This window comes from Nocardia sp. NPDC057668, from assembly GCF_042799795.1.
In the GTDB taxonomy this organism is placed as follows: domain Bacteria; phylum Actinomycetota; class Actinomycetes; order Mycobacteriales; family Mycobacteriaceae; genus Nocardia.
Genome location: NZ_JBHVIC010000002.1, coordinates 649,406 through 667,958, shown reverse-complemented (window position 1 = coordinate 667,958; position 18,553 = coordinate 649,406). Strand labels below are relative to the sequence as shown.

17 protein-coding genes are annotated in these 18,553 nt (G+C 69.5%); 9 read left to right on the top strand and 8 right to left on the bottom strand.

The window, feature by feature from the left end; all coding sequences use genetic code 11:
• Positions 1 to 133 precede the first annotated feature (133 nt).
• A complete protein-coding gene (locus ACFVBH_RS15855) occupies positions 134 to 2,842 on the bottom strand; it encodes an AAA family ATPase (protein ID WP_379002222.1) in 2,709 nt (902 codons plus the stop codon).
• Positions 2,843 to 3,031: 189 nt separating this feature from the next.
• On the opposite strand from ACFVBH_RS15855, the gene ACFVBH_RS15850 reads away from it, so the two are divergent.
• The 5 genes from ACFVBH_RS15850 to ACFVBH_RS15830 all read left to right on the top strand — a co-directional run bounded on the left by ACFVBH_RS15850 (position 3,032) and on the right by ACFVBH_RS15830 (position 6,420).
• Positions 3,032 to 3,475: an SRPBCC family protein gene (locus tag ACFVBH_RS15850; RefSeq protein ID WP_354989112.1), complete on the top strand. Its 444-nt coding sequence runs from the start codon at positions 3,032 to 3,034 to the stop codon at positions 3,473 to 3,475.
• A gap of 35 nt (positions 3,476 to 3,510) precedes the next feature.
• Positions 3,511 to 4,710 (top strand): MFS transporter, encoded by a 1,200-nt coding sequence (locus ACFVBH_RS15845; RefSeq protein ID WP_379002220.1) that lies wholly within the window; start codon positions 3,511 to 3,513, stop codon positions 4,708 to 4,710.
• 17 nt (positions 4,711 to 4,727) lie between these two features.
• Positions 4,728 to 5,147, top strand: coding sequence for a Dabb family protein (locus ACFVBH_RS15840; RefSeq protein WP_354989114.1), 420 nt, complete (start codon positions 4,728 to 4,730; stop codon positions 5,145 to 5,147).
• A 187-nt stretch (positions 5,148 to 5,334) separates the two neighbouring features.
• Positions 5,335 to 5,973 carry a DUF4097 family beta strand repeat-containing protein gene (locus ACFVBH_RS15835; RefSeq protein WP_379002219.1) on the top strand — a complete coding sequence of 213 codons (639 nt, stop codon included), beginning with the start codon at positions 5,335 to 5,337 and terminating at the stop codon, positions 5,971 to 5,973.
• Between the two features lie 219 nt (positions 5,974 to 6,192).
• On the top strand, positions 6,193 to 6,420 hold the full coding sequence (locus ACFVBH_RS15830) for a hypothetical protein (RefSeq protein WP_379002218.1): 228 nt from the start codon (positions 6,193 to 6,195) through the stop codon (positions 6,418 to 6,420).
• A 128-nt stretch (positions 6,421 to 6,548) separates the two neighbouring features.
• On the opposite strand, the gene ACFVBH_RS15825 is transcribed toward ACFVBH_RS15830, so the two are convergent.
• Positions 6,549 to 7,163 carry a TetR/AcrR family transcriptional regulator gene (locus ACFVBH_RS15825; RefSeq protein WP_379002216.1) on the bottom strand — a complete coding sequence of 205 codons (615 nt, stop codon included), beginning with the start codon at positions 7,161 to 7,163 and terminating at the stop codon, positions 6,549 to 6,551.
• 126 nt (positions 7,164 to 7,289) lie between these two features.
• On the opposite strand from ACFVBH_RS15825, the gene ACFVBH_RS15820 reads away from it, so the two are divergent.
• Positions 7,290 to 8,405 carry a hypothetical protein gene (locus ACFVBH_RS15820; protein ID WP_379002215.1) on the top strand — a complete coding sequence of 372 codons (1,116 nt, stop codon included), beginning with the start codon at positions 7,290 to 7,292 and terminating at the stop codon, positions 8,403 to 8,405.
• 2 nt (positions 8,406 to 8,407) lie between these two features.
• Positions 8,408 to 9,433 carry a phosphotransferase family protein gene (locus ACFVBH_RS15815; RefSeq protein ID WP_379002214.1) on the top strand — a complete coding sequence of 342 codons (1,026 nt, stop codon included), beginning with the start codon at positions 8,408 to 8,410 and terminating at the stop codon, positions 9,431 to 9,433.
• An 86-nt stretch (positions 9,434 to 9,519) separates the two neighbouring features.
• Here ACFVBH_RS15815 and ACFVBH_RS15810 read toward each other — a convergent pair whose 3' ends face one another.
• Entirely contained in the window at positions 9,520 to 10,470 is a 951-nt protein-coding gene (locus ACFVBH_RS15810; protein WP_379002212.1) for a GDSL-type esterase/lipase family protein, read from the bottom strand.
• Between the two features lie 228 nt (positions 10,471 to 10,698).
• Positions 10,699 to 11,070 (bottom strand): hypothetical protein, encoded by a 372-nt coding sequence (locus tag ACFVBH_RS15805; RefSeq protein WP_354989121.1) that lies wholly within the window; start codon positions 11,068 to 11,070, stop codon positions 10,699 to 10,701.
• A 206-nt stretch (positions 11,071 to 11,276) separates the two neighbouring features.
• Between ACFVBH_RS15805 and ACFVBH_RS15800 the strand changes: the two genes are divergently transcribed.
• Positions 11,277 to 11,858 carry a dihydrofolate reductase family protein gene (locus tag ACFVBH_RS15800; protein ID WP_379002210.1) on the top strand — a complete coding sequence of 194 codons (582 nt, stop codon included), beginning with the start codon at positions 11,277 to 11,279 and terminating at the stop codon, positions 11,856 to 11,858.
• A gap of 22 nt (positions 11,859 to 11,880) precedes the next feature.
• On the opposite strand, the gene ACFVBH_RS15795 is transcribed toward ACFVBH_RS15800, so the two are convergent.
• Both ACFVBH_RS15795 and ACFVBH_RS15790 read right to left on the bottom strand, forming a co-directional pair.
• The gene (locus ACFVBH_RS15795; RefSeq protein WP_379002208.1) at positions 11,881 to 12,303 is read right to left on the bottom strand and encodes a hypothetical protein; all 423 of its coding nucleotides are present in this window, start codon (positions 12,301 to 12,303) and stop codon (positions 11,881 to 11,883) included.
• 97 nt (positions 12,304 to 12,400) lie between these two features.
• The gene (locus ACFVBH_RS15790; RefSeq protein ID WP_379002207.1) at positions 12,401 to 14,050 is read right to left on the bottom strand and encodes a hypothetical protein; all 1,650 of its coding nucleotides are present in this window, start codon (positions 14,048 to 14,050) and stop codon (positions 12,401 to 12,403) included.
• Between the two features lie 162 nt (positions 14,051 to 14,212).
• Here ACFVBH_RS15790 and ACFVBH_RS15785 point away from each other — a divergent pair, with 162 nt between their 5' ends.
• Entirely contained in the window at positions 14,213 to 16,312 is a 2,100-nt protein-coding gene (locus tag ACFVBH_RS15785) for a thioredoxin domain-containing protein (protein ID WP_379002206.1), read from the top strand.
• 241 nt (positions 16,313 to 16,553) lie between these two features.
• Here ACFVBH_RS15785 and ACFVBH_RS15780 read toward each other — a convergent pair whose 3' ends face one another.
• Together ACFVBH_RS15780 and ACFVBH_RS15775 are read right to left on the bottom strand one after the other, a co-directional pair.
• The gene (locus tag ACFVBH_RS15780; RefSeq protein WP_379002205.1) at positions 16,554 to 17,549 is read right to left on the bottom strand and encodes a hypothetical protein; all 996 of its coding nucleotides are present in this window, start codon (positions 17,547 to 17,549) and stop codon (positions 16,554 to 16,556) included.
• 273 nt (positions 17,550 to 17,822) lie between these two features.
• Positions 17,823 to 18,308, bottom strand: coding sequence for a hypothetical protein (locus tag ACFVBH_RS15775; protein ID WP_379002204.1), 486 nt, complete (start codon positions 18,306 to 18,308; stop codon positions 17,823 to 17,825).
• Positions 18,309 to 18,553: the final 245 nt, after the last annotated feature.

Sequence of the window (18,553 nt, the reverse complement as noted above, 5' to 3'; positions counted from 1 at the left end):
TCGGGCGCCCGGCGGAACAACCGGCGTTCGCGGTCGATCGGCACCCGGTTCTGCCGATCGCCGGGTGTCCAGGCCCAGCTGATCGGGCACTGCCGACCCGGTTCCGATCGGCGGCCGCGTGGACCGGGACCGCCTACTCGGGCACAGCGCCGCCGATGTTCGGCAGTGTGCGCAGTTGCCTGCGCGAGGTGACGCCCAGTTTGCGGAAGATGTTGCGCAGGTGCGCGTCCACCGTGCGCGGGCTCAGGAACAGTTGCGCGGCGACTTCTTTCGAGGTCGCGCCGGTCGCGACCAGGCGGGCGATATGCAGTTCCTGCATGGTGAGCTGCTCGTGGCCCGGTTCGGTGCGGCTGCGAGCCTGCTCGCCGGTGGCGCGCAACTCGTCGGCGGCGCGCGCGGCGAAGCCGGACATGCCCAGCGCGGACAGGGATTCGTGGGCGACGCGCAGCTGCTCGCGGGAGTCGCGGCGGCGGCCCTGCCTGCGCAACCATTCGCCGTAGAGCAGATGGGCGCGGGCGCGAGCGGGCCGGATCGGCGATTTCGCCAGCTGGTCCAGGGCTTCCCGGTAGTCGTCTTCGTCGTTCGAGATCAGTGCTCGCGTGTAGGCGGCGACCCCCAGGCTCCACGGGGTGCCCGTGGCCTCGGCGCGCTCGGTCAGCTCCGCCGCGGCCCCGGCCGCGATCTCGTGCTCGCCGGTACGCACGGCGGCCTCGACCGTTTCCGGGAGCGACATGGCGGTCAGAAACAGTGCCGGGTGGTCGGTGAGCCGCCGGGCGGCGGTCAGTGCCGCCGCGTAGTCACCGGCGGCGTTGCTCGAAACAGCCTGCGCCCAGTACACATTGCCGAGCCGGTGCTCCTCGCCGCGCGCCCGGGCCTCGGCCAAGGCGGGCGCTGCCAGTTCGGCCACCAGCGCGCGATCGCCGCGCAGCGCCGCGAGGTGCAGGCGCGGATAGGGCTGGGGTGCGGTGCCGAACGCGTCGGCGATGGCCTCCTCCTCCGCGATGGCGTCCGCGGCAGCGGCGAAATCGCCACTGTGCGCCGCGGCCACCGCGACCTGGGCGAGGCCGAGCCGCAACAGCATCGGTGAGCCGTGTGCGCGGCCCGTACTCACGAGCCGGTCGGTGATCCGGGCATGCGTGTCCAGATCCCACAGCTCACCGGCCAGGATGACCCCGAGCGCGGGTCGCCCGGTCCAGAGTTCACCGCCGTTGTCCGCCAGGATCGGCCGCAGGGCGGCCGCCGCGCCGCGGTGATCCGCCGCCGCCAGCGCGAGCATGCCATCCAGCAGTGTGTCTGCCGCGCGAGCGGGCTCGTGCGCGGGCGGGGCGGATCGGGCCGCCTCCACCACCAGGTCCATGACCCCGCTCGAACGGCCCACGTGCAGAGCCATTTCCAGTGCGTCCAGGAAGCAGTCCCGGGATCGGCTCGGATCGACCTCGGCCAAGCTGCGCGCGGCGCGCAGCATGAAAGCCGGTCCGTCACCGTCGATCTGCCGGATGGTGGCGAGTTGCCCGCGCAGCTGATCGACGCTCGCGCCGTGGATCACGCCGAGGGAGCCGTCGTCGATCGTGGTCAGCAGGCGTGCGGCGGCGTCGGTCGCGCCGGCCGCCGCCTGCGCGCGCACGGCGGTGAGGGTGCGCTCGATCCGCCGGGCGGTATCGCGGGTGAGTTCGGCTGCGCGGGCGAGGAAGTCGGCCGACGCCGCGACGCCGCCGCGCAGTTCGGCCCGCGCGGCGGAGAGTTCGAGTTCCGCGGCAATGTCGTCGTCGGGGCCGAGACTGGAGAGCGCGCGATGCCAGGCGCGGCGATCGGGGTCGGTGGCCGGATCGGTGGCCTCGGCCAGCAGCCGGTGCGCGCTGCGGCGCTGGTCCGGATCGGCGCTGCGGTAGGCCACCGACCGTGCGATCGGGTGGCAGAAGCGCACGCGCGCACCGAATTCCACCAGGCCGCGCACGTCGATGGGCGCCGTCCGGTCCAGGCCGGAGCGTTCCACGGCCGCCCACAGCAGTCCGGCGTCTCCGGTCGGATCGGCGGCGGCGAGGGTCAGCAGCAGGCGATCACCGGGTGCGAGCCCGAGCATGCGGGTCCGGAAACTGTGCTCGAGCGCGGCTGTGACCGGGTACTCGCCGGGCAGTGCGAACCCGCCCGCCAGGCCCGCGCTGCGCGGTAGTTCCAGCAGCGCCAGCGGGTTTCCGCGCGCCTCGGCCAGAATCCGTTCGCGCACACGGCTGTCCAGCGGAGCGCGCAGTCCGGCGGCCAGGAGGTCGCGGGCTTCGGCGTCGTCGAGCGGTCCGATGTCGATCGTGGGCAGTGCGTCCAATGCCGTTGCGCGGTCCGGAATTCGGGTCCCGATCAGCACGGCGATCGGCTCCGGGCCGATGCGTCTGCTCAAGAACGACAGCGCCAGCGCGGAGGCGTCGTCGAGCCATTGCGCGTCGTCCACCACACACAGCAGCGGCCGCTCGGCGGCCGCGGCGCCGAGCAGTTCCAGCAGGCCGATCCCGATGGCGAACGGGTCGGGAGCGACGGTGGTCAAGCCGAACGCGGCGTCGAGCGTCTCGCGGTGCGCGGGCGGAATCGACGCCGGCTCGTCCAGGACCGGGCGGCACAGCTGATGCAGGGCCGCGAACGGCATACCCATCTCGAATTCCGAGCCCGTGGCGTGCAATACACGAAATCCGGCGGCCCGGCTCTCGGCCGCGGTCAGCAACGCGGACTTGCCGATACCGGGTTCCCCGCGCAGCACCAGCGCGCCACCGTCGCCCGCCCGCGCGGCGGTGAGCACCCGCGTGAGGCGGCGAACCGGCTCGTCCCGGCCCAACAGAGCGATATCCGCCGTCATTGCCCGAAGTCTAGCGAGATGTCCGTTTTCCGCGCCGGGGCGGGCGGCCCGGATCACCGATATCGGCGGCGTAGGCGATGTAGGCGATTTCTGCCGACGCGAGTGGCGCTCACCCGGTGCGAATCTGATGTCAGAGCCGGAACGGGGCCGGCGAGAAGCCCCGAAACCGCAGATCAGAGAGGTCTTATCGTGATCACCGACATCGACACCGCCGCACCCGTGGTCGCCATCCACGAGATCGTCATCGACGCGCCGCTGGAGCGCGTCTGGGCCCTGCACACCGACATCGCGGCCTGGACCGCCTGGCAGCCCGACATCACCGCCGCCGTCGTCGACGGCCCGATCGCGCCCGGCACGGTCTTCCACTGGAGCACCTTCGGACTCGACATCGATTCCACCATCTACGCGGTGGACGGCCCGCACCGCATCGTGTGGGGCGGTCCGGCGCACGGGATCACCGGCGTGCACGTGTGGACCTTCACCGCCGAGGGCGATTCGGTGCGGGTGCGCACCGAGGAGTCGTGGGACGGCGCACCGATCCGCGCGGATATCGAGGGCATGGGCGCGGCCCTGGACAGCGCGCTGACCGGCTGGCTCGCCCACCTGAAGCGGGTCGCCGAGAGCGCGCGGTAGTCCGCCGAGCACACCGCAATCACAGGAGGAACACCATGAACGCGGCACTCGGGGAGGCGGTCCGCCACGGGCCGGCGGGCCCGGCTCGGATCGCCCGCGGCACGGTGCTGGCCGCCGCGACACTGACCCTCATGGCCCCGGCGATCATCGCGCCGAGCCTGCCCGCCATGCGGACGGTCTTCGCGGACGTGGCCGGGGCGGATGTCCTGGTCAGGCTGGCGCTGACCATCACCTCGCTCGCCATCGGGCTCAGCGCGCCGGTGGCCGGGCTGGCGGCCGACCGGCTCGGGCGCAAACCGCTGCTGCTCGGCAGCCTCGCGCTGTATGTCGTTGCGGGAGTGGGCGGCTACTTCACCGGCGGGTTGGCCGCGCTACTGGTGACCCGGGCACTGCTCGGGCTGGCGGTGGGCGGGATCATGACCGCGATCAGCGCCCTCATCACCGATTGGTTCGACGGGCCGCGCCGGGCATCGTTCCTGGGCCTGCAACAGGCGTCGGCCAGTCTCGGCGGTGTGCTGTTCCTGCCGCTGGCGGGAGTGTTGTCCGCCGCGGACTGGAAAGCGCCGTTCTGGATCTACGCCGCCGGCGCGTTCGTCCTGCCGTTCGCCGTGATCGGATTGCGAGAACAGCGGCGCGACAGCACATCCGGGGCGTTGACGGCCGCCCCCGGTGACGCACCGACCGGCATCCGGTGGCCGATCGCGGGGCTGTACCTGCTCGCGTTCGCGGTGACCCTGGCCTTCTATATGGCACCCACCCAGCTGCCCTTCCTGCTCACGGAACTGCGGGTCGGTCCAGCCCTGGTCGGCGTGGTGATCGCCGTGACGACACTCAGCAGTGTCCTTGGCGCACTGGCGTTCCCGGCGCTGCGCTCCCGGTGGAGCTCGAGTCTGCTCACCGCGGCCAGCATCGCGCTGCTCGGTCTCGGATGGGTGGTCGTCGGGACCGCGCACACGGTGGCGCAGGTAGTGGCGGGGCTGCTCGTGGGCGGCTTCGGGGTCGGCCTGGCCGTCCCCAATCTGAATCTGCGGCTGAGCGATCTCGCTCCGGTCGCCGTCCGGGGCCGGATTCTCAGCGGTCTGGTCACCGGAATCTTTCTCGGCCAATTCCTTTCCCCATTGCTCGTGCAGCCGCTGCTGCGGAGCACGGGAATCGGCGGCGCGTTCCTCTGGACCGGGCTCGCCATGATCGCCGGAGCGGCGCTCGCCTTCGTGGCGCTCCGGAAAACCAACTGACACAAAGGATGAAAGACATGATCTACCACGGCAACCGCTTCACCCTGCGCGCCGACGCCACCCCCGAGGCCATCGAAGAAGCCCTCGAAAGCCTGCGCAACCAGGGCCGCGTCATTCCCTCGGTGAAATCCTTCGTCGTCGGCCGTGACTTCGGCGGCGAGTACGAATGGGGCGCGGTGTTCGTCATCGAGGATCTGCGGGGCTACTGGGAGTACCTGATCCACCCGGCACACCGCAACACCGACCGGGTCGGGCTGCCGCTGGTCGACAAGTTCTCCTCCTTCGACATCACCGACGATCCGGATCCCGAGATGGCCGCCAAGATCGCCGCCCTGCACCAGCGGCGGTACGACAGCGACCCCGAACTCACGAAGCTGGTCTCCGACCTCGGTGAATACAGCGGCAGCGCGGCTCCGGGACCGCACGGTCAGCAGTAGTCACCAGCGGCGCACGCACCCCCCGGACCGTCCGGCGGGGGTGCTGTCGCAGCGCTGCCGGTGCGGCCCCGGGGCTCGGCCGGACGTGTCAGGCTGGTGGCGGCGCGATGTCAGCGCGACCCGCGATCGTATTTCTCATCGGGCGGCGCACAGCTCGCCGGAACCGCGATCACCGAAGGAATCGGACATGCCTACTTTCCAGACCCCCGCCGCCATCACCGCCATCGTCGACGTGCCCGCCGGGTACATCCGGGTCATCGCCTCGGACCGCACCGACACCGTCGTGGAGGTGCACCCGACCGACCCGCATGCCAAGAATGACGTGCGCGCCGCCGGCCAGGTCCAGATCGATTGCACCGCGGGACATCTCACCGTGAAGATGCCCCGGGCGTGGCGGGCCTACGCGCCGTTCGGCGGCACCCCGTCCATCGAGGTCACCGTCCAGGTACCGGCCGGATCGAACCTGAAGGCCACCGCGGCCCTGGGCCGGCTGCTGGTCAGCGGCCCGTTCGGCGATTGCGATCTGGGCGTCTCCGCCGGTGACATCGCCGTGGAGGGCCCCGGCGGTTCGGTGACGGCCAAGACCGCCAAGGGTGACATCCGGGTCAGCGACGCCGTCCGCGGGGACCTGCGGCTCGAGACCTCCATGGGTGAGGTGGAGGTGGGCATCCACCCGGCCAGCGGGGTGCAGTTGGACTCGAGCGTGCAGCACGGCTCGGTGCAGAATCTGCTGGCCCCGGTCGCCCGCCCGGACGCCGACACGGTGCGGGTCCATGTGCGAAATTCGTACGGCAACATCGTGGTCCGGCACAGCGCCGCCGTCTGATGCCGGCCTCGGCCGCCCGATCCCCGCGGCGTGCCGACGCGGGTGGATTCGGAGCCGGATCGGTCGGGTCCGTGCATTGGCCAAGTTGTGATATCCGCCGGTCGGAGCCCCTATCCGGGCTCCGAAACCGGGCTCCGGCCTAGAGGTGGAACCGACCGTCCGGTACTGTTGCGACCGCTGGTTAGTCCCGGTAGCACCCCCATCAGGAGGAGTAGCACCATGAGCGGTAACCGCAACGCCAAGAAGAACGCCGAATCGATGATCGGCAAGGCGAAGGACAAGCTCGAGCACGGCCAGGAAGTCATCAACCAGGACATGCGCCGCGCCGGCCAGCGCGTCAAGGGCGCGGCCAAGGACGCACAGGCCAACCTGGAACACGGCGAGGAGCGCGCCCGCGAGGGTATGGAGCACGCCGCCGACGATATGAAGGACGCTATGAACCGCTGACCCCATCGAGCGAGCGGTTGATCGCTTCGCCCCCGCCGAGTCTCTCGGCGGGGGCGAAGCCGTTCTCGCGCAAGGGTTCCGGTGCTGTCGCGACGAACCGGGGCGGGTCGTGTCCGGTGCGCCGTGGATTATCCGTCGTTCGCCGCAGTGCTCGCGCGGGCAACGGTCACGAGCGCCCGGGTGATTCGCTCGCAGAACTCCGCGTGGTGCTCCAGGCCGTGCGTCAGGGCCCGTAGAAGTGTTGCGCCGCGCAGGATCTCGAAGATCGCTTCGACATCGCAGTCCGGAGCGGCCGTACCGCGTGCCGCGGCGGCCGCGAGCAGCTCGCGCAGGGCGTCGATGGTCGGACGCTCACCGCGGTCGAGCAGGCGGTGATACAGGGCCTGGTCGCCGTGATAGTCCGCGAGCAGGCCCGGGATCGCCGCCCGGGCGGCGGGATGCGCGGCCGTGGCCAGGAACAGCTCGGTCCAGGCCCGCAGATCGGCGTGCAGATCGCCGGTGGGGACCGGATGCGCGCCGGTGTCCAGCCCGAACACCGTGTCCTCCACCAGTTCTCGCTTACCGGGCCAGCGGCGGTAGATGGACGTGGCGACGATGCCCGCTCGGCGTGCGACGGCCGCGATGGTCGTGGCCTGATAGCCCTCGGTGACCAGCAGTTCCTCGGTCGCGGTGAGAATCCGGTCGTCCACGAGCGGGTCGCGGGGGCGACCGGGGGCGGGTCGCGGAGTTGCTGACGCGGGCACGGGCTTCCTCCGTCGGATCTCGAGAAGTTTCCTGATGCACACTACATTTCCGGCCCATTTAGAATACGCTATGCCGCGTATCGTAATTAAGGTGGCGCAAGCCACACCCGAGAGAGGTACCCGTCGATGTTGACGCCCCAGGACGAACTGCTCTGCCATCAACTGCCCACCACGTTCGATCACGTCCTGCAGAGCGACCTGCGCTGGACCGAACGCGTCGTGCTCTACGGCTTCGACACCACCGGTTCGGTGAGCGTCATGACCGGCATGGCCCGCTACCCCAACCGCAATGTGACCGACGCCTACGCCATGATCACGATCGAGGGCAAGCAGGCGCACGTGCTGCGGATGTCCCGCGAGATCGGCGGCCGCTACGACGGCCTGGGCGCCTGGCAGGTCGGGCCCTACCGGTACGAGGTGATCGAACCGCTGCGCAAGGTGCGGGCCACCCTCGGCGACAACGAGTCCGGCATCAGGCTGCAACTGGACTTCGAAGGCGAATTCCCGGCCTACGAACAGGAACCCGCGTTCTTCCGCACCCGGGGCCGTGTCCGCGAGGACGCCCGCCGCTACTACCAGAACGGCCGGATCAGCGGCTGGCTCGAGGCCGGCGGACAGCGCTACGACATCGATCCGGAGACCTGGTGGTTCGGGCGCGATCACTCCTGGGGCACCCGGCACGGCGGTGGCGGCGGCAGCCTCGGCGAGGGTGACGGGCTGCAGCCCGGCGAGGTTCCCGACGGCGTGCTGTATTACATGGGCATCTTCCAATTCGAGGACGAGCTGGTGCATTTCGCGCAGCGCGAGACCGCCGACGGACAGCCCTGGCACTTCGAGGGCAACGTGCTGCCGACGCTCGACTCGGGCCGGGAGATCGTGCCGGTCGTGGCCGCCGAGCACGCGCTGAGTTTCCGCGACGACTTCCGCATCGTCGACGGCGGCAGCTTCACCGTGCGCAGTGCCGACGGCCGGAACCGGGAGTTCACCATCACCCCGGTCTCCGACTTCTGGCCCGGCATAGCCGGATATGACAACTACCGCGGTTACGCCTCGGGGCTGTGGCGCGGGGAATCGTGGAGCGACCACTTCGTCGCCGACCTCACCGACGTCGCGGATCTGAAGCAGGCCAGCATGCTCAGCGAGACCTTCTGCCGCGTCGAATCCGAGGGACGGGTCGGCTACGGCCTGGTGGAGATGGTCTTCCTGGGCCGCAACGCCCGGTACGGGTACGAGGGATACTGATCGTGAGCATCACCCGTCCCGCGCCGGAGGCGATTCCGGCCCTGCTCGAACCCGCGCTGCGGCAGTACCTGCCCGGTGCGGGCGGATCTCGCATCAGCGAATTCGCCAGGACCACACGAGGATTCGCGACCGAGACCTTCCTGTTCGAGGTCGAGGACGCGTACGGACGACTGCCGCTGGTGCTGCGCAGGCCGCCGGAGGACGCGCTGTTCCCCGACTACGACCTGCTGCGCCAGGTGCTGGTCATGAATCGGCTGGCGAAAACCGATATCCCGGTCCCGGCGGTCGCCTGGCTGGATCGCGGCGAAACCGCGCTCGGCAGTCCGTATTTCGTCATGAATCGGCTCTCGGGCGAGGCGCCGGGCGATTTTCCGTCGTATCACAGCGCGGGCAACTACTTCGAGGCCACGCCCGCCGAACGCACCCGGATGTGGTGGGGGTGCGTGGACACCATCGCCGCCGTTCACCAACTCGACTGGCGGGCACTGCGTCTGGACTTCCTGGCGCTGCCGCACCACGGGCAGGGTCCGGTGCGGCAGGTGGTGAACTACCTGGACGCGGCGCTGCGCTGGGCCTGCGCGGGTGAACCCGCCGAGCCGTACCGGCGGGCGATCGCCTACCTGCGGGAGAACGCCTACGAGCCGGAGCATCTCACCCTGTGCTGGGGTGACGCGCGCATGTCGAACATCCTGTACGACAGCGACTGCCGCGTCACCGGCGTGCTGGACTGGGAGATCGCCTACCTCGGCGATCACGAGGCCGATCTGGCCTGGATGCTGTTCCTGGAATGGGCCAGTACCGAATTCGAGGGGCACCCGCCGTTGCCGGGCACCCCGTCGCGTGCGGAGACCATCGAGTACTACGAGCGGCGCAGCGGCATGCCGGTGCGGAATCTGCGCTACAACGAGATCCTCGCCGCCGTGCTGCTCTCGGTTCCGTTGTTGCGCATGGCGAATCGCGTCGAGTTGCCGCCGGAGATGAACATCACCGGCTTCTGCACCACCCGAATCGAACAGCTGCTGTCCTGACAGTGCCCGGCAGCGGCTGTTTTCCGCGGGTCGCTGTCCGGCACCGATGCCGGGCGGCGACCCGTATCCGCGCCGTCGCGGTGCGATCAGCGAGCAGGGGCCTGGGGCGCGGGTGCGGCCAGGTACTGCTGCAGGGCCGCCGAGACGGCGGCGTCGCCCTCGAGGGTCGGGTGGCCGGGCTGGCCCAGGAAATCGCGACCGGGAGTGAAAACGCCGGTCAGCCACGGGTCGTCGGAGCACAGGCCGTGGCCGGCGGTGGCCGCCCGGGCGTCGAAGAACTCGATGCCCAGCTGGGCGGCGCCGGCCTTGGGCGCCTGCTGAACGCTCTCGAAGACGTCGGTGACCGCGCTCGCGCGCGGGATGCGCATGGGGACGCCGAGGATATCGGTGCAGATCGCGGTGTCGCCGGGGGTGTGCAGCTCCTGGTAGCCGACCAGGATGATGCGCGCGTTCGGGGCGTAGTAGCGCAGGTACGCGACGATGCTGCCGAGATGGTCGACGTAATCCTGTCCGGTCAGGATCTTGGGCGGCGTGCCGTTGGCTGCCACATCGGCAGTGCTGCAACCCCGTTCGATGTTCAGCAGACACGGCGCGAGCTCGCCCTGCGCCTTGTGGTTCTCACCCCAGATGTCGTTGAGGCCGAACTGGAGCAGGACCGCCTTGGTCCGGGTGCCGAAGGCCCCGATCTCGGCGGCGCGGCGGGTCTGGGTCAGCGCCGTCCAGTAGCGATCCTCGCCGTGCCGGTACAGGTAGGACCCGACGCAGGACACGTCCGCGACGTCGTTCTCCCGCAAGCCCATTCGCTGACCCATCTGGGTGGGCCAGGAGGTGGGCTGATGTGCGCATTCGCCGCTCTCCGGCGAGGCGTCGGGGGTGGTCCAGGTGGCGTTGGCGGTATTCGAATCACCCATGACCACCAGCGATTTGCCGTTGCCCGCCGCCGGGTCATTGTCCGCACCTGCCACCGGCGCGGTGATTCCGCCCAGCAGCACCGCCCATCCGAAGGTCATCGCGACGGCAGACAGAAAGCGGTTCATGATCCTCGGGATTCCTGCGGTGTCGAAGGGAAGTGACCGGTACGGGATATTAACGTCACGTTGCCAGTGAAACTTGCGTTCCGCAAATAACCTTCTGAAACCTTGTGTACGAATCCCATTCATCGAGGTGAGGCAGGGTGGACGGGTTACGCGCATGTTACGGCGGATGACAAGACTCGGCACCCCGGCGACGATCGCCGAGGTGCCTGAAGGGATGGTGCGCGGGTCTCAGCCGGTGACGGGGCGGTCGCCGTAGAGCCTGTGCCGCTCCTGGTAGGCGGTGGGGGCCGATCCCCGCCACTCGCCCGGGACCAGCGGATTGTGGCCGTGTCGGCCGACTTCCTGCTCCCGCTTGAACTCGCGGAAGTACTCGTACCGGACCAGCAGCAGGCCCGAGATCAGTAGCACCGCGGCAGCGATAGCGCCGATCACCGCCCAGCCGTAGAAGCCGTACCCGGCCGCGGTCAGGGTCAGTCCGACGGCCACGACGCCGAGTGCGCACAGCAGCAGTGCCGGGAATTCGCCACGGTCTTCGATGGCATCACCCGGATGCGGGTGCCAGTGCTCGCCGTTCGGTTTGATTGCGGTAATTCTGAACACGGCCTTGCCTCCTGGACTGGGGAGATTCCTTCCTTGTATCCAGGGTGCCCCCGAACGTGGCATTAATCACGGGTAATTTCTGAATATTTGCTCATTGGTGGAAATTGGCGGGTTCGGTGCCGGGTGCGTGCGCGGGTGAGCGCCGATGAATTTCGGGGCCGGTTCCCGTCTGTATGTGCAGTACCCGTCGCATCCGAGGAGGACCCATGGCCACGACCTACACCTTCGACGTCTTTTCCAGTCTGGACGGTTCCGGCAGCGTGAGCGGCGGGGACTGGGGCGGATACTGGGGCAAGCAGACCCCCGGGTTTCTCGCGCACCGCCTCGAGCAGTACCGGCCGGATCAGCGAATGGTGTTCGGGGCCAACACCTATCGTGAGTTCGCGCAGATGCTGGCGGAGGCGACCGCGGGGTCCGAGGTGTACGACCCCTGGGTGACCCGCATGGTGAACCTGCCCGCCACGATCGTCTCGACCACCCTGCGCGAACCCCCGGACTGGGTCGACGGGACGGTCGCGAACGGTGACGCCGTCGACGTCGTGGCCCGTCTCAAGCGTGAGTCCGAGGTGCCGCTGCGCTCGCACGGCAGTTTCGCGATGAACTGGGCGCTGCTGGCCGCGGGCCTGGTCGATCGAGTCCAGGTGACGGTTTTCCCGGTGATCACCGGGAAAACCGGGTCGGCCCCGATCTTCGGGGGCGCGGCCGACTTCGACCTGGACCTGCTCGAATCACACGCCCTGGACGGCGGCATCCAGGAACTGATCTACCGGCCGACCCTGCACGGCTGAGCGGGCCGGCCGTTCGGTGTCGCTAGCCCGCCGAGCCGCTCAGCAGCGATTCGATGAAGTCGGACGGCGTGGGCTCGGTGGCGGAGTCGCTGTCGGCCCGCCCCGGGACGCCGACGATCAGCTGCGCGACGCTCTTACCCTGCAGGGCGGAGACGTTGTACTTGCCGTTCGCCGGCGGGTTCCACTCGACGATGACCGCGCCGTTGCTGGGCGTGACGTTGTAGGCGACGACGTCGTTGCCGACCTTGACCAGGACGGGCTGGTAGTCCGACACCTTGACGACGATCCGGCACGAGGCCGCCCCGACCTTGCAGTCGGAGCCCGCCGTCGCCCCTTCGATGGTGAGGTTGGTGATCGCCGCCGAGGCCGGGGCGGCGAAGACCGCGGGAGCGGCGAACGAGGCGAGCCCGGCCACGGCCAGGGTTGCGATCGGAAGTTTCGACATATGCAGACCAGTTCTTTCCGGTGATCGACGTCACCCGCGGCGAACACTAGTGAAAGGTATGTATTTCAACAAGGCTCGCCCGGCCCGTGGATTCGGGCTAGAGGGATCTGATCAGGACCGACTTGAAGAGGAACACGGCGGCACGGGAACAGACCCCGTAGACCCCGGCGCCGCCCTGCCCGAGGTCGGGAACGTCGAATCCCACTGCGGCGGCCGTGTGCAGGTCCCTGTCCATCGGGGTTGCCCGGCCGGCAACGCGGTCGGTTTCCTCGACGATGTCGGCGGTTCTGCCGAGCTGCGGTACATGTCCGTCTTCGACGAAGGTTCCCAGCAGTGTGGCCAGCACCAGGACGGCGGTCGGGTTGCGAATCGGAATGCCGGTGAGCACGGCGAAACGCTTGGCTGCCAGATCCGGATCGCGACGCATGGCATCGGTGTCGGGCAGTCCCAGCACGGCGGCGATGACGGCGCCGCGGTCGCCGGGGTCGGTGGGAGCGCTCGCCGTCGCGGGCGCGGGGCGGCCGTCGAGATCACCGCGCGCAATGATGGCGTGCGTCAGCAGGAGGCGGGCCGCACGCTGACGGAGTTCGGCCGTATCGTCGCCGGCGTCGGTCGCCGCCGCGCCGAGGTGAGACGCTGTCAGCGCATCGAGTTCGGCCGGGTCGGAGGCCGCGGGTAGCGGCGGAGCCAGCAGGAACGCGCGCAGCACGGCCAGCAATGCGGACAGGTGCCGGAGGTCGCCGACGTCGGCGCCGAGAAGGTAGGCCAGCCTGGCGGGTGCCCCGTGCGGATCACGCAGAGCCTGCTCGATCGAGGGGTGGCCGAGCAACATCAGCACCGTGCGCTCGTGCTCGGCGGTCCTCTCGGGTGCCCACCAGCAACTGTGACGGACGAACTCGTCGCTCGCCGATGCCGTTGTGACAGGCCAGAGTTCGGCCTGGCGACGGTAGTCGTGGAAGTGTTGATTGATCTCCCGCGCGGCGAGACTGTGGTTGGTGTGGAATTGGATCTCGATCCGCGGGCTCGCCGGTGCGGCCGTCCACACCGACCGGTAGTCCTTGTAGATCGGGTTCGTCCAGGAGTTGGCCTGCGAGCCTGGGACCAGCGAGAATCCGCGCTCGATCAACGCGGCCTCGAACTGGGAGGTGCTGTCCACGTAGCGCTCGTAGTCGAGAACCACGCTGAAGCGAATGACGTCATTGATCGTACGGAGTGCGTGCGGCACCGGAACGCCCTCCGAGCGCAGCACCGCGACTTGACGACTCAGTGCGGTATGGCTTTTCGTCGAGGCGAATTCGGCCGCTCGGTACCCGTCGTGCGCGGCGGCGATCTCGTCGAGCACCGTCGCCGCTCGAACGGCGTTCTCCACGGCGAGATCCAGGAATGCGCGAACCGAATCCGCTTCGTCCGCGGTCAATTTCGGGACGCGTATCACGCTGTCGAACAGGCGCGTCGCCCGCGTGGTCCCGAAGGCCTCGGCAATCGCCTGATCGGCGCGCTCCACGTCGATCTCGATCAGGTGCGGGGTGGTCGAGGGCCGGGGATCGTCGTGGTCGTACAGCGCATTGGTCGGCGCCCACCCGCCCCACGTCCGGAAGGACTCGTCCCGGCTGCCGGACTTCCCCTCGACGCTACGAATTACCGTGGTCGGCGGCTCTCCCTCGCTCCAACTTCGGTGATCGCGGTATCGGGCCCAATACCTGGCAGCCTCCGGCTTCCGCCGCTCGGACCTACCGAAAATCGCCAACTGCCAACCTGCACAATCCGAATCCCACACCAACCGACTTCGTCAAGCTACCGCAGTCGGCGACCGCCGGGTTACGTGGTCGGAGCGGCCCCGACCCCGGGATCGGGTCGTGCGGGCTGCCGGACCGTGTCGGGCGCCGGTCGGATGTGCAAGGCTGAAGTCATGAACCGATTGGGCAGTGCGACGTCGCCGTACCTGCGTCAACACGCAGCGAATCCGGTGCATTGGCGGGAATGGAGTGCCGAGGCGCTGGCCGAGGCGGCCGAGCGGGACGTGCCGATCCTGCTGTCCATCGGGTACGCGTCGTGCCACTGGTGCCATGTGATGGCGCACGAGTCGTTCGAGGACGAGGGCACCGCGGCGCTCATGAACGCGAACTACGTGTGTATCAAGGTGGATCGGGAAGAGCGGCCCGACCTGGACGCGGTGTACATGAACGCCACCGTGGCCATGACCGGGCAGGGCGGGTGGCCCATGACGTGTTTCCTCACCGCGGCGGGGGAGCCGTTCTACTGCGGGACCTACTACCCGAAGACGCCTCGGCACGGGTCGCCGTCGTTCACGCAACTGCTCGAGGCGGTCACCGAGACCTGGCGGAACCGGCGGGACGAGGTGACGCAGGCGGCGGCGCAGGTGGGGGACGCGCTGCGGGAGCAGACCGCGGGGTTGCCGGAGAACGACGTCCGGATCAGTCCGGAGCTGCTCGACCACGCGGTCGCGGCCGTGTTGAAGGACGTCGACGCGCAGCACGGGGGATTCGGCGGAGCGCCGAAGTTTCCGCCGTCGGCGCTGTTGGAGGGGCTGCTGCGGGATTTCGAGCGGACCGGGAACGCCGGTGTGCGGCAGGTGGTTACGTTCACGGCCGAGGCTATGGCGCGGGGCGGAATTTATGACCAGTTGCGGGGCGGGTTCGCGCGGTATTCGGTCGACGCGGCGTGGGTGGTGCCGCACTTCGAGAAGATGCTGTACGACAACGCCCAACTGCTGCGGGTGTATTCGCATCTGGCGCGGCGTGAGCGCGATGCCGAACAGGTGATTCCGCACGATCCGCTGGCCGCGCCCGGCGCGCTGGAATCGCTTGCGCTGCGGGTGACCCGGGAGACGGTGCAGTTCCTGCTGGACGATCTCGGAACCGAGACGGGCGGATTCGCCTCGGCGCTGGACGCGGACACGCATGTGGAACCGGAGGGGCCGGGGGTCGAGGGCGCGACGTATGTGTGGACGCCCGCCGAGTTGAACGGGCTGCTGGGTGCTATCGACGGTGCTTGGGCGGCAGAGGTTTTCGGCGTCACCACGGCGGGGACGTTCGAGCACGGGACCTCGGTGCTGACCCGGTACGCCGATCCCGCGCCCGCCGAATTCGAACGGCTGCAACGGATCACCGGGTTGATGCGGGACGCGCGGGATCGGCGTCCGCAGCCCGAACGGGACGACAAGGTGGTGACCGCCTGGAACGGCATGGCCGTTGTCGCGCTCGCCGAAGCCGGTGCGGCGCATCATCATCCGACCTGGGTGCTGGCCGCCGAACGCTGCGCGCAGTTCCTGCTCGACACCCACGTGACCGAAGGCCGGGTCTGCCGGGCCTCGCTCGGTGGGGTGGCCGGGGCCGCGCCCGGCGTGCTCGAGGATTACGCCTGGCTCGCGCTGGGCCTGCTGACCCTGCACCAGACCTCACGCGGGGAATGGCTCTCGCACGCGCAGCGGGTGCTGGACGCCGCGATCGCCCACTTCGCCGATCCCGAGGTGCCCGGCAGCTGGTTCGACACCGCCGACGACGCCGAGACCCTGGTGACCCGCCCCCGCGATCCCCTGGACGGCGCGACCCCTTCCGGCACAGCGGTTCTCGCCGATGCGCTGCTCACCGCGGCGGCCCTGTCCGACCTCGAATCGGCCGCCGTCTACCGCGACCTCGCCGACGCGACCCTGGACCGCGGCGCGATCCTGCTCGCCCGCGCTCCCCGCTCGGCCGGTCACTGGCTCGCCGTCGCCGAAGCAGCCCTGCGCGGCCCGATCCAGGTGGCCGTGGCGGTGGCCGACGGTGATCGCGAGGGCTATCCCACCCTGGTCCAGGCCGCTCGCCTGGCCGCCCCCGGCGGCACGGTGGTGGTGGCAGCCGCCCCCGACACCGACCCCCTCCTGACCGACCGCCCCGCCGTGAACACCCACTCCGCGGCGTACATCTGCCGCGGCGCGGTCTGCGACCTCCCGGTCACCACGGCCCAGGAGGTCCGGGCGGCTCTCCTCCCACCGGCCTCGGCCTGAGTAACAGCCCCCGCGACATCCCAGTTCGCGGAGGCGGGGTCGCTGCCGCGCTCAGGTCGATGGGGCCACCCACCCCTTCAGACGGTCGCGCGGCTGGATCAGCGTGCCGCCGTTCACTGTTGGCGGACCCGCATCAGTGGCCGCGCGGGCGGCTCTGTGGGCGCGACCCTGCACCTTCGAGACAGTCGCGTGGCTACCGCGGTCCGGGATCGGGCACCAGGTCGAACCCGGCGAATCCGGATCAGCCGGCTTCGGTCCGCTGCCCCTCGCCGTCGGCGACGTGGACGCGGCTGAATCGAAATCGGCTGTCGTTCACGGTGAGTGCGCGGCGGGCGGAATGGCGGTGTACGAGCAGGTCCTCGTCCCAATAGAAGCTGACAAGCAACCCTTCGTCGCCGAGCAATGCCTCGTGATCGGCACGGCCGGTGACCGCCAGATGCCCGACGTAGCCGAACGGAAGGCGCTCAACCTCCCAGCCCTGCCAGGCGGCCGCGACATACCGCGGCAGCGCGAGCCGGGTGTGCTCCGACGTCCAATAACGCAGCCGCCGCGTGGTGAGATCGATGATCGCGCCGGCGTCGGCGAGGTATTCCCCGGGCAGCGGATAAGGCGCGTGTTCGAGCAGTGCCGCAATCACCGAATCGCCCTGTGCGGACAGCCAATCCAGCACATAGATGTGATCGAGCCGGTAGTCGAGGATCGTGTGGTCCGGCTGGATGATGGTGATGACCGCACAGGAATCCGAATACCAATCCGCCGACCACTCATCTTCCAGGACGGTGATCTCCCGGCGAACCGCGTTCCAATCCGAGAACCAGCGGTCTCGGGAAGAGAGCGGCAGCGGATCGCCGTCGCCGGGCGGCCGGCGATCGAGGGCTACCGCATGGGCGGTCTCCGGCATCACCACCGCCAGGCCCTCGTGTTCGTCCCACAGGTACCGCACATCCCATCCGGCCCAGGTCGGTTCGGCCCCGAAGCCGGCGGCGTAGCTGTCTCGATAGGCCGCGCTCCTGCCTTCGCAAACATAGATATGACAGCGCTTTTCGAGCAGATCGATGGCCATGCCTTCGCAGTGGTATCCCGCGATGAACCGTTCGTGTAACTCCTGCGCGGGGCGTCCCTCCCGTCGGATCGCAGCCAGTACCTCGGCGAGTTCGTCCGCTCGGCGCGGCGCCCAGCCTCGGCCGTGGCGATACAGCACCAGGCAGCGCCCGTCCTCATCCCGCAGAACGAACATCGTGCTGCAGCTCATCTCACCGACCACCCTTCCCGGTCATCCTGTCGCCGGGGACTCTGTTCCGGTCCAACGGCCTCACGCGGCCTCGCGCTCTCAGTAGAGAGGCGACTGCTCCGGCGCGCAACGCATTTGAACTCCTCGGTGGTTGCGACCCTGCGTGTTCGAGACGGTCGCGTGGCGGCCGCGGTCCGGGATCGGGCACCGCGGCCGGACCCGGCGAATCAGGATCAGCCGGGTTCGGTCGCTGCCCCTCGCCGTCGGCGACGACGACCGCTACGCAACGTATTTGTGCCGTCGGGGTGCGAAGTAGTCGCCCGCGCGGTACATCGCGGGGATCGCGACCAGGACCGCGGCGATGTGGACGACGCGAAACATGGCCAGTGCCAGCGGTTCCGGCGACCAGTCCACCGTGACGCCCCGCCCCGACAGCAGCGTGCCCGCCGGTTCGATGAGTAGCGAGGTCATGCCGGCAACGCCGAGCCCGAGCGTGAGAGTCGTTCGGGCCCAACGCGCCCCCGCCGCCATCCGCAGCGCGATCGCCGCGACCGCCACGTAGATCAGCCCCCGGGTCGCGAGCCCGAGCAGCGGCCCGCCCGCGTCGGCATCCGGTTGATCCAGTGCCGAGGACGCCCGCAACAGCGACTCGCACACCCCCGCGAGCAACGCCACGACGATGCCCTGCAGCGCGATCGAGACCGCCACCGGCCGATCCCGGTCCCCGTCCGACATATCCCGCGCGTGCGCCCCGATACCGCTCATATCTTCACTGTCCTCGCGGCATCGTGAATTCGGATCACCCGCGCGTACGACACGCCACCGATTCCGCAGTACCGCAGCGCTATGGCAGTCGTGGCCGATCCCCGCGCCGCGGATCAACCTCGCCCCGCGCCCGCATACCACTTCGGTTACGGCCGCCGCGGCCACGCGACTGCGCCAATCCACCGAAACAGCACGTGGCCTGCTGTTCGTCGCCCTCCGGTCACCGTCTCGGGTCGACGCCGCCC

Bases quoted from the DNA above. Each gene is read 5' to 3' on its own strand.
- ACFVBH_RS15855 (WP_379002222.1), bottom strand. From the start codon at position 2,842: ATGACGGCGGATATCGCTCTGTTGGGCCGGGACGAGCCGGTTCGCCGC.
- ACFVBH_RS15845 (WP_379002220.1), top strand. From the start codon at position 3,511: ATGAACGCGGCACTCGGGGAGGCGGTCCGCCACGGGCCGGCGGGCCCG.
- ACFVBH_RS15840 (WP_354989114.1), top strand. From the start codon at position 4,728: ATGATCTACCACGGCAACCGCTTCACCCTGCGCGCCGACGCCACCCCC.
- ACFVBH_RS15835 (WP_379002219.1), top strand. From the start codon at position 5,335: ATGCCTACTTTCCAGACCCCCGCCGCCATCACCGCCATCGTCGACGTG.
- ACFVBH_RS15830 (WP_379002218.1), top strand. From the start codon at position 6,193: ATGAGCGGTAACCGCAACGCCAAGAAGAACGCCGAATCGATGATCGGC.
- ACFVBH_RS15820 (WP_379002215.1), top strand. From the start codon at position 7,290: ATGTTGACGCCCCAGGACGAACTGCTCTGCCATCAACTGCCCACCACG.
- ACFVBH_RS15810 (WP_379002212.1), bottom strand. From the start codon at position 10,470: ATGAACCGCTTTCTGTCTGCCGTCGCGATGACCTTCGGATGGGCGGTG.
- ACFVBH_RS15800 (WP_379002210.1), top strand. From the start codon at position 11,277: ATGGCCACGACCTACACCTTCGACGTCTTTTCCAGTCTGGACGGTTCC.
- ACFVBH_RS15795 (WP_379002208.1), bottom strand. From the start codon at position 12,303: ATGTCGAAACTTCCGATCGCAACCCTGGCCGTGGCCGGGCTCGCCTCG.
- ACFVBH_RS15785 (WP_379002206.1), top strand. From the start codon at position 14,213: ATGAACCGATTGGGCAGTGCGACGTCGCCGTACCTGCGTCAACACGCA.
- ACFVBH_RS15780 (WP_379002205.1), bottom strand. From the start codon at position 17,549: ATGTTCGTTCTGCGGGATGAGGACGGGCGCTGCCTGGTGCTGTATCGC.
- ACFVBH_RS15775 (WP_379002204.1), bottom strand. From the start codon at position 18,308: ATGAGCGGTATCGGGGCGCACGCGCGGGATATGTCGGACGGGGACCGG.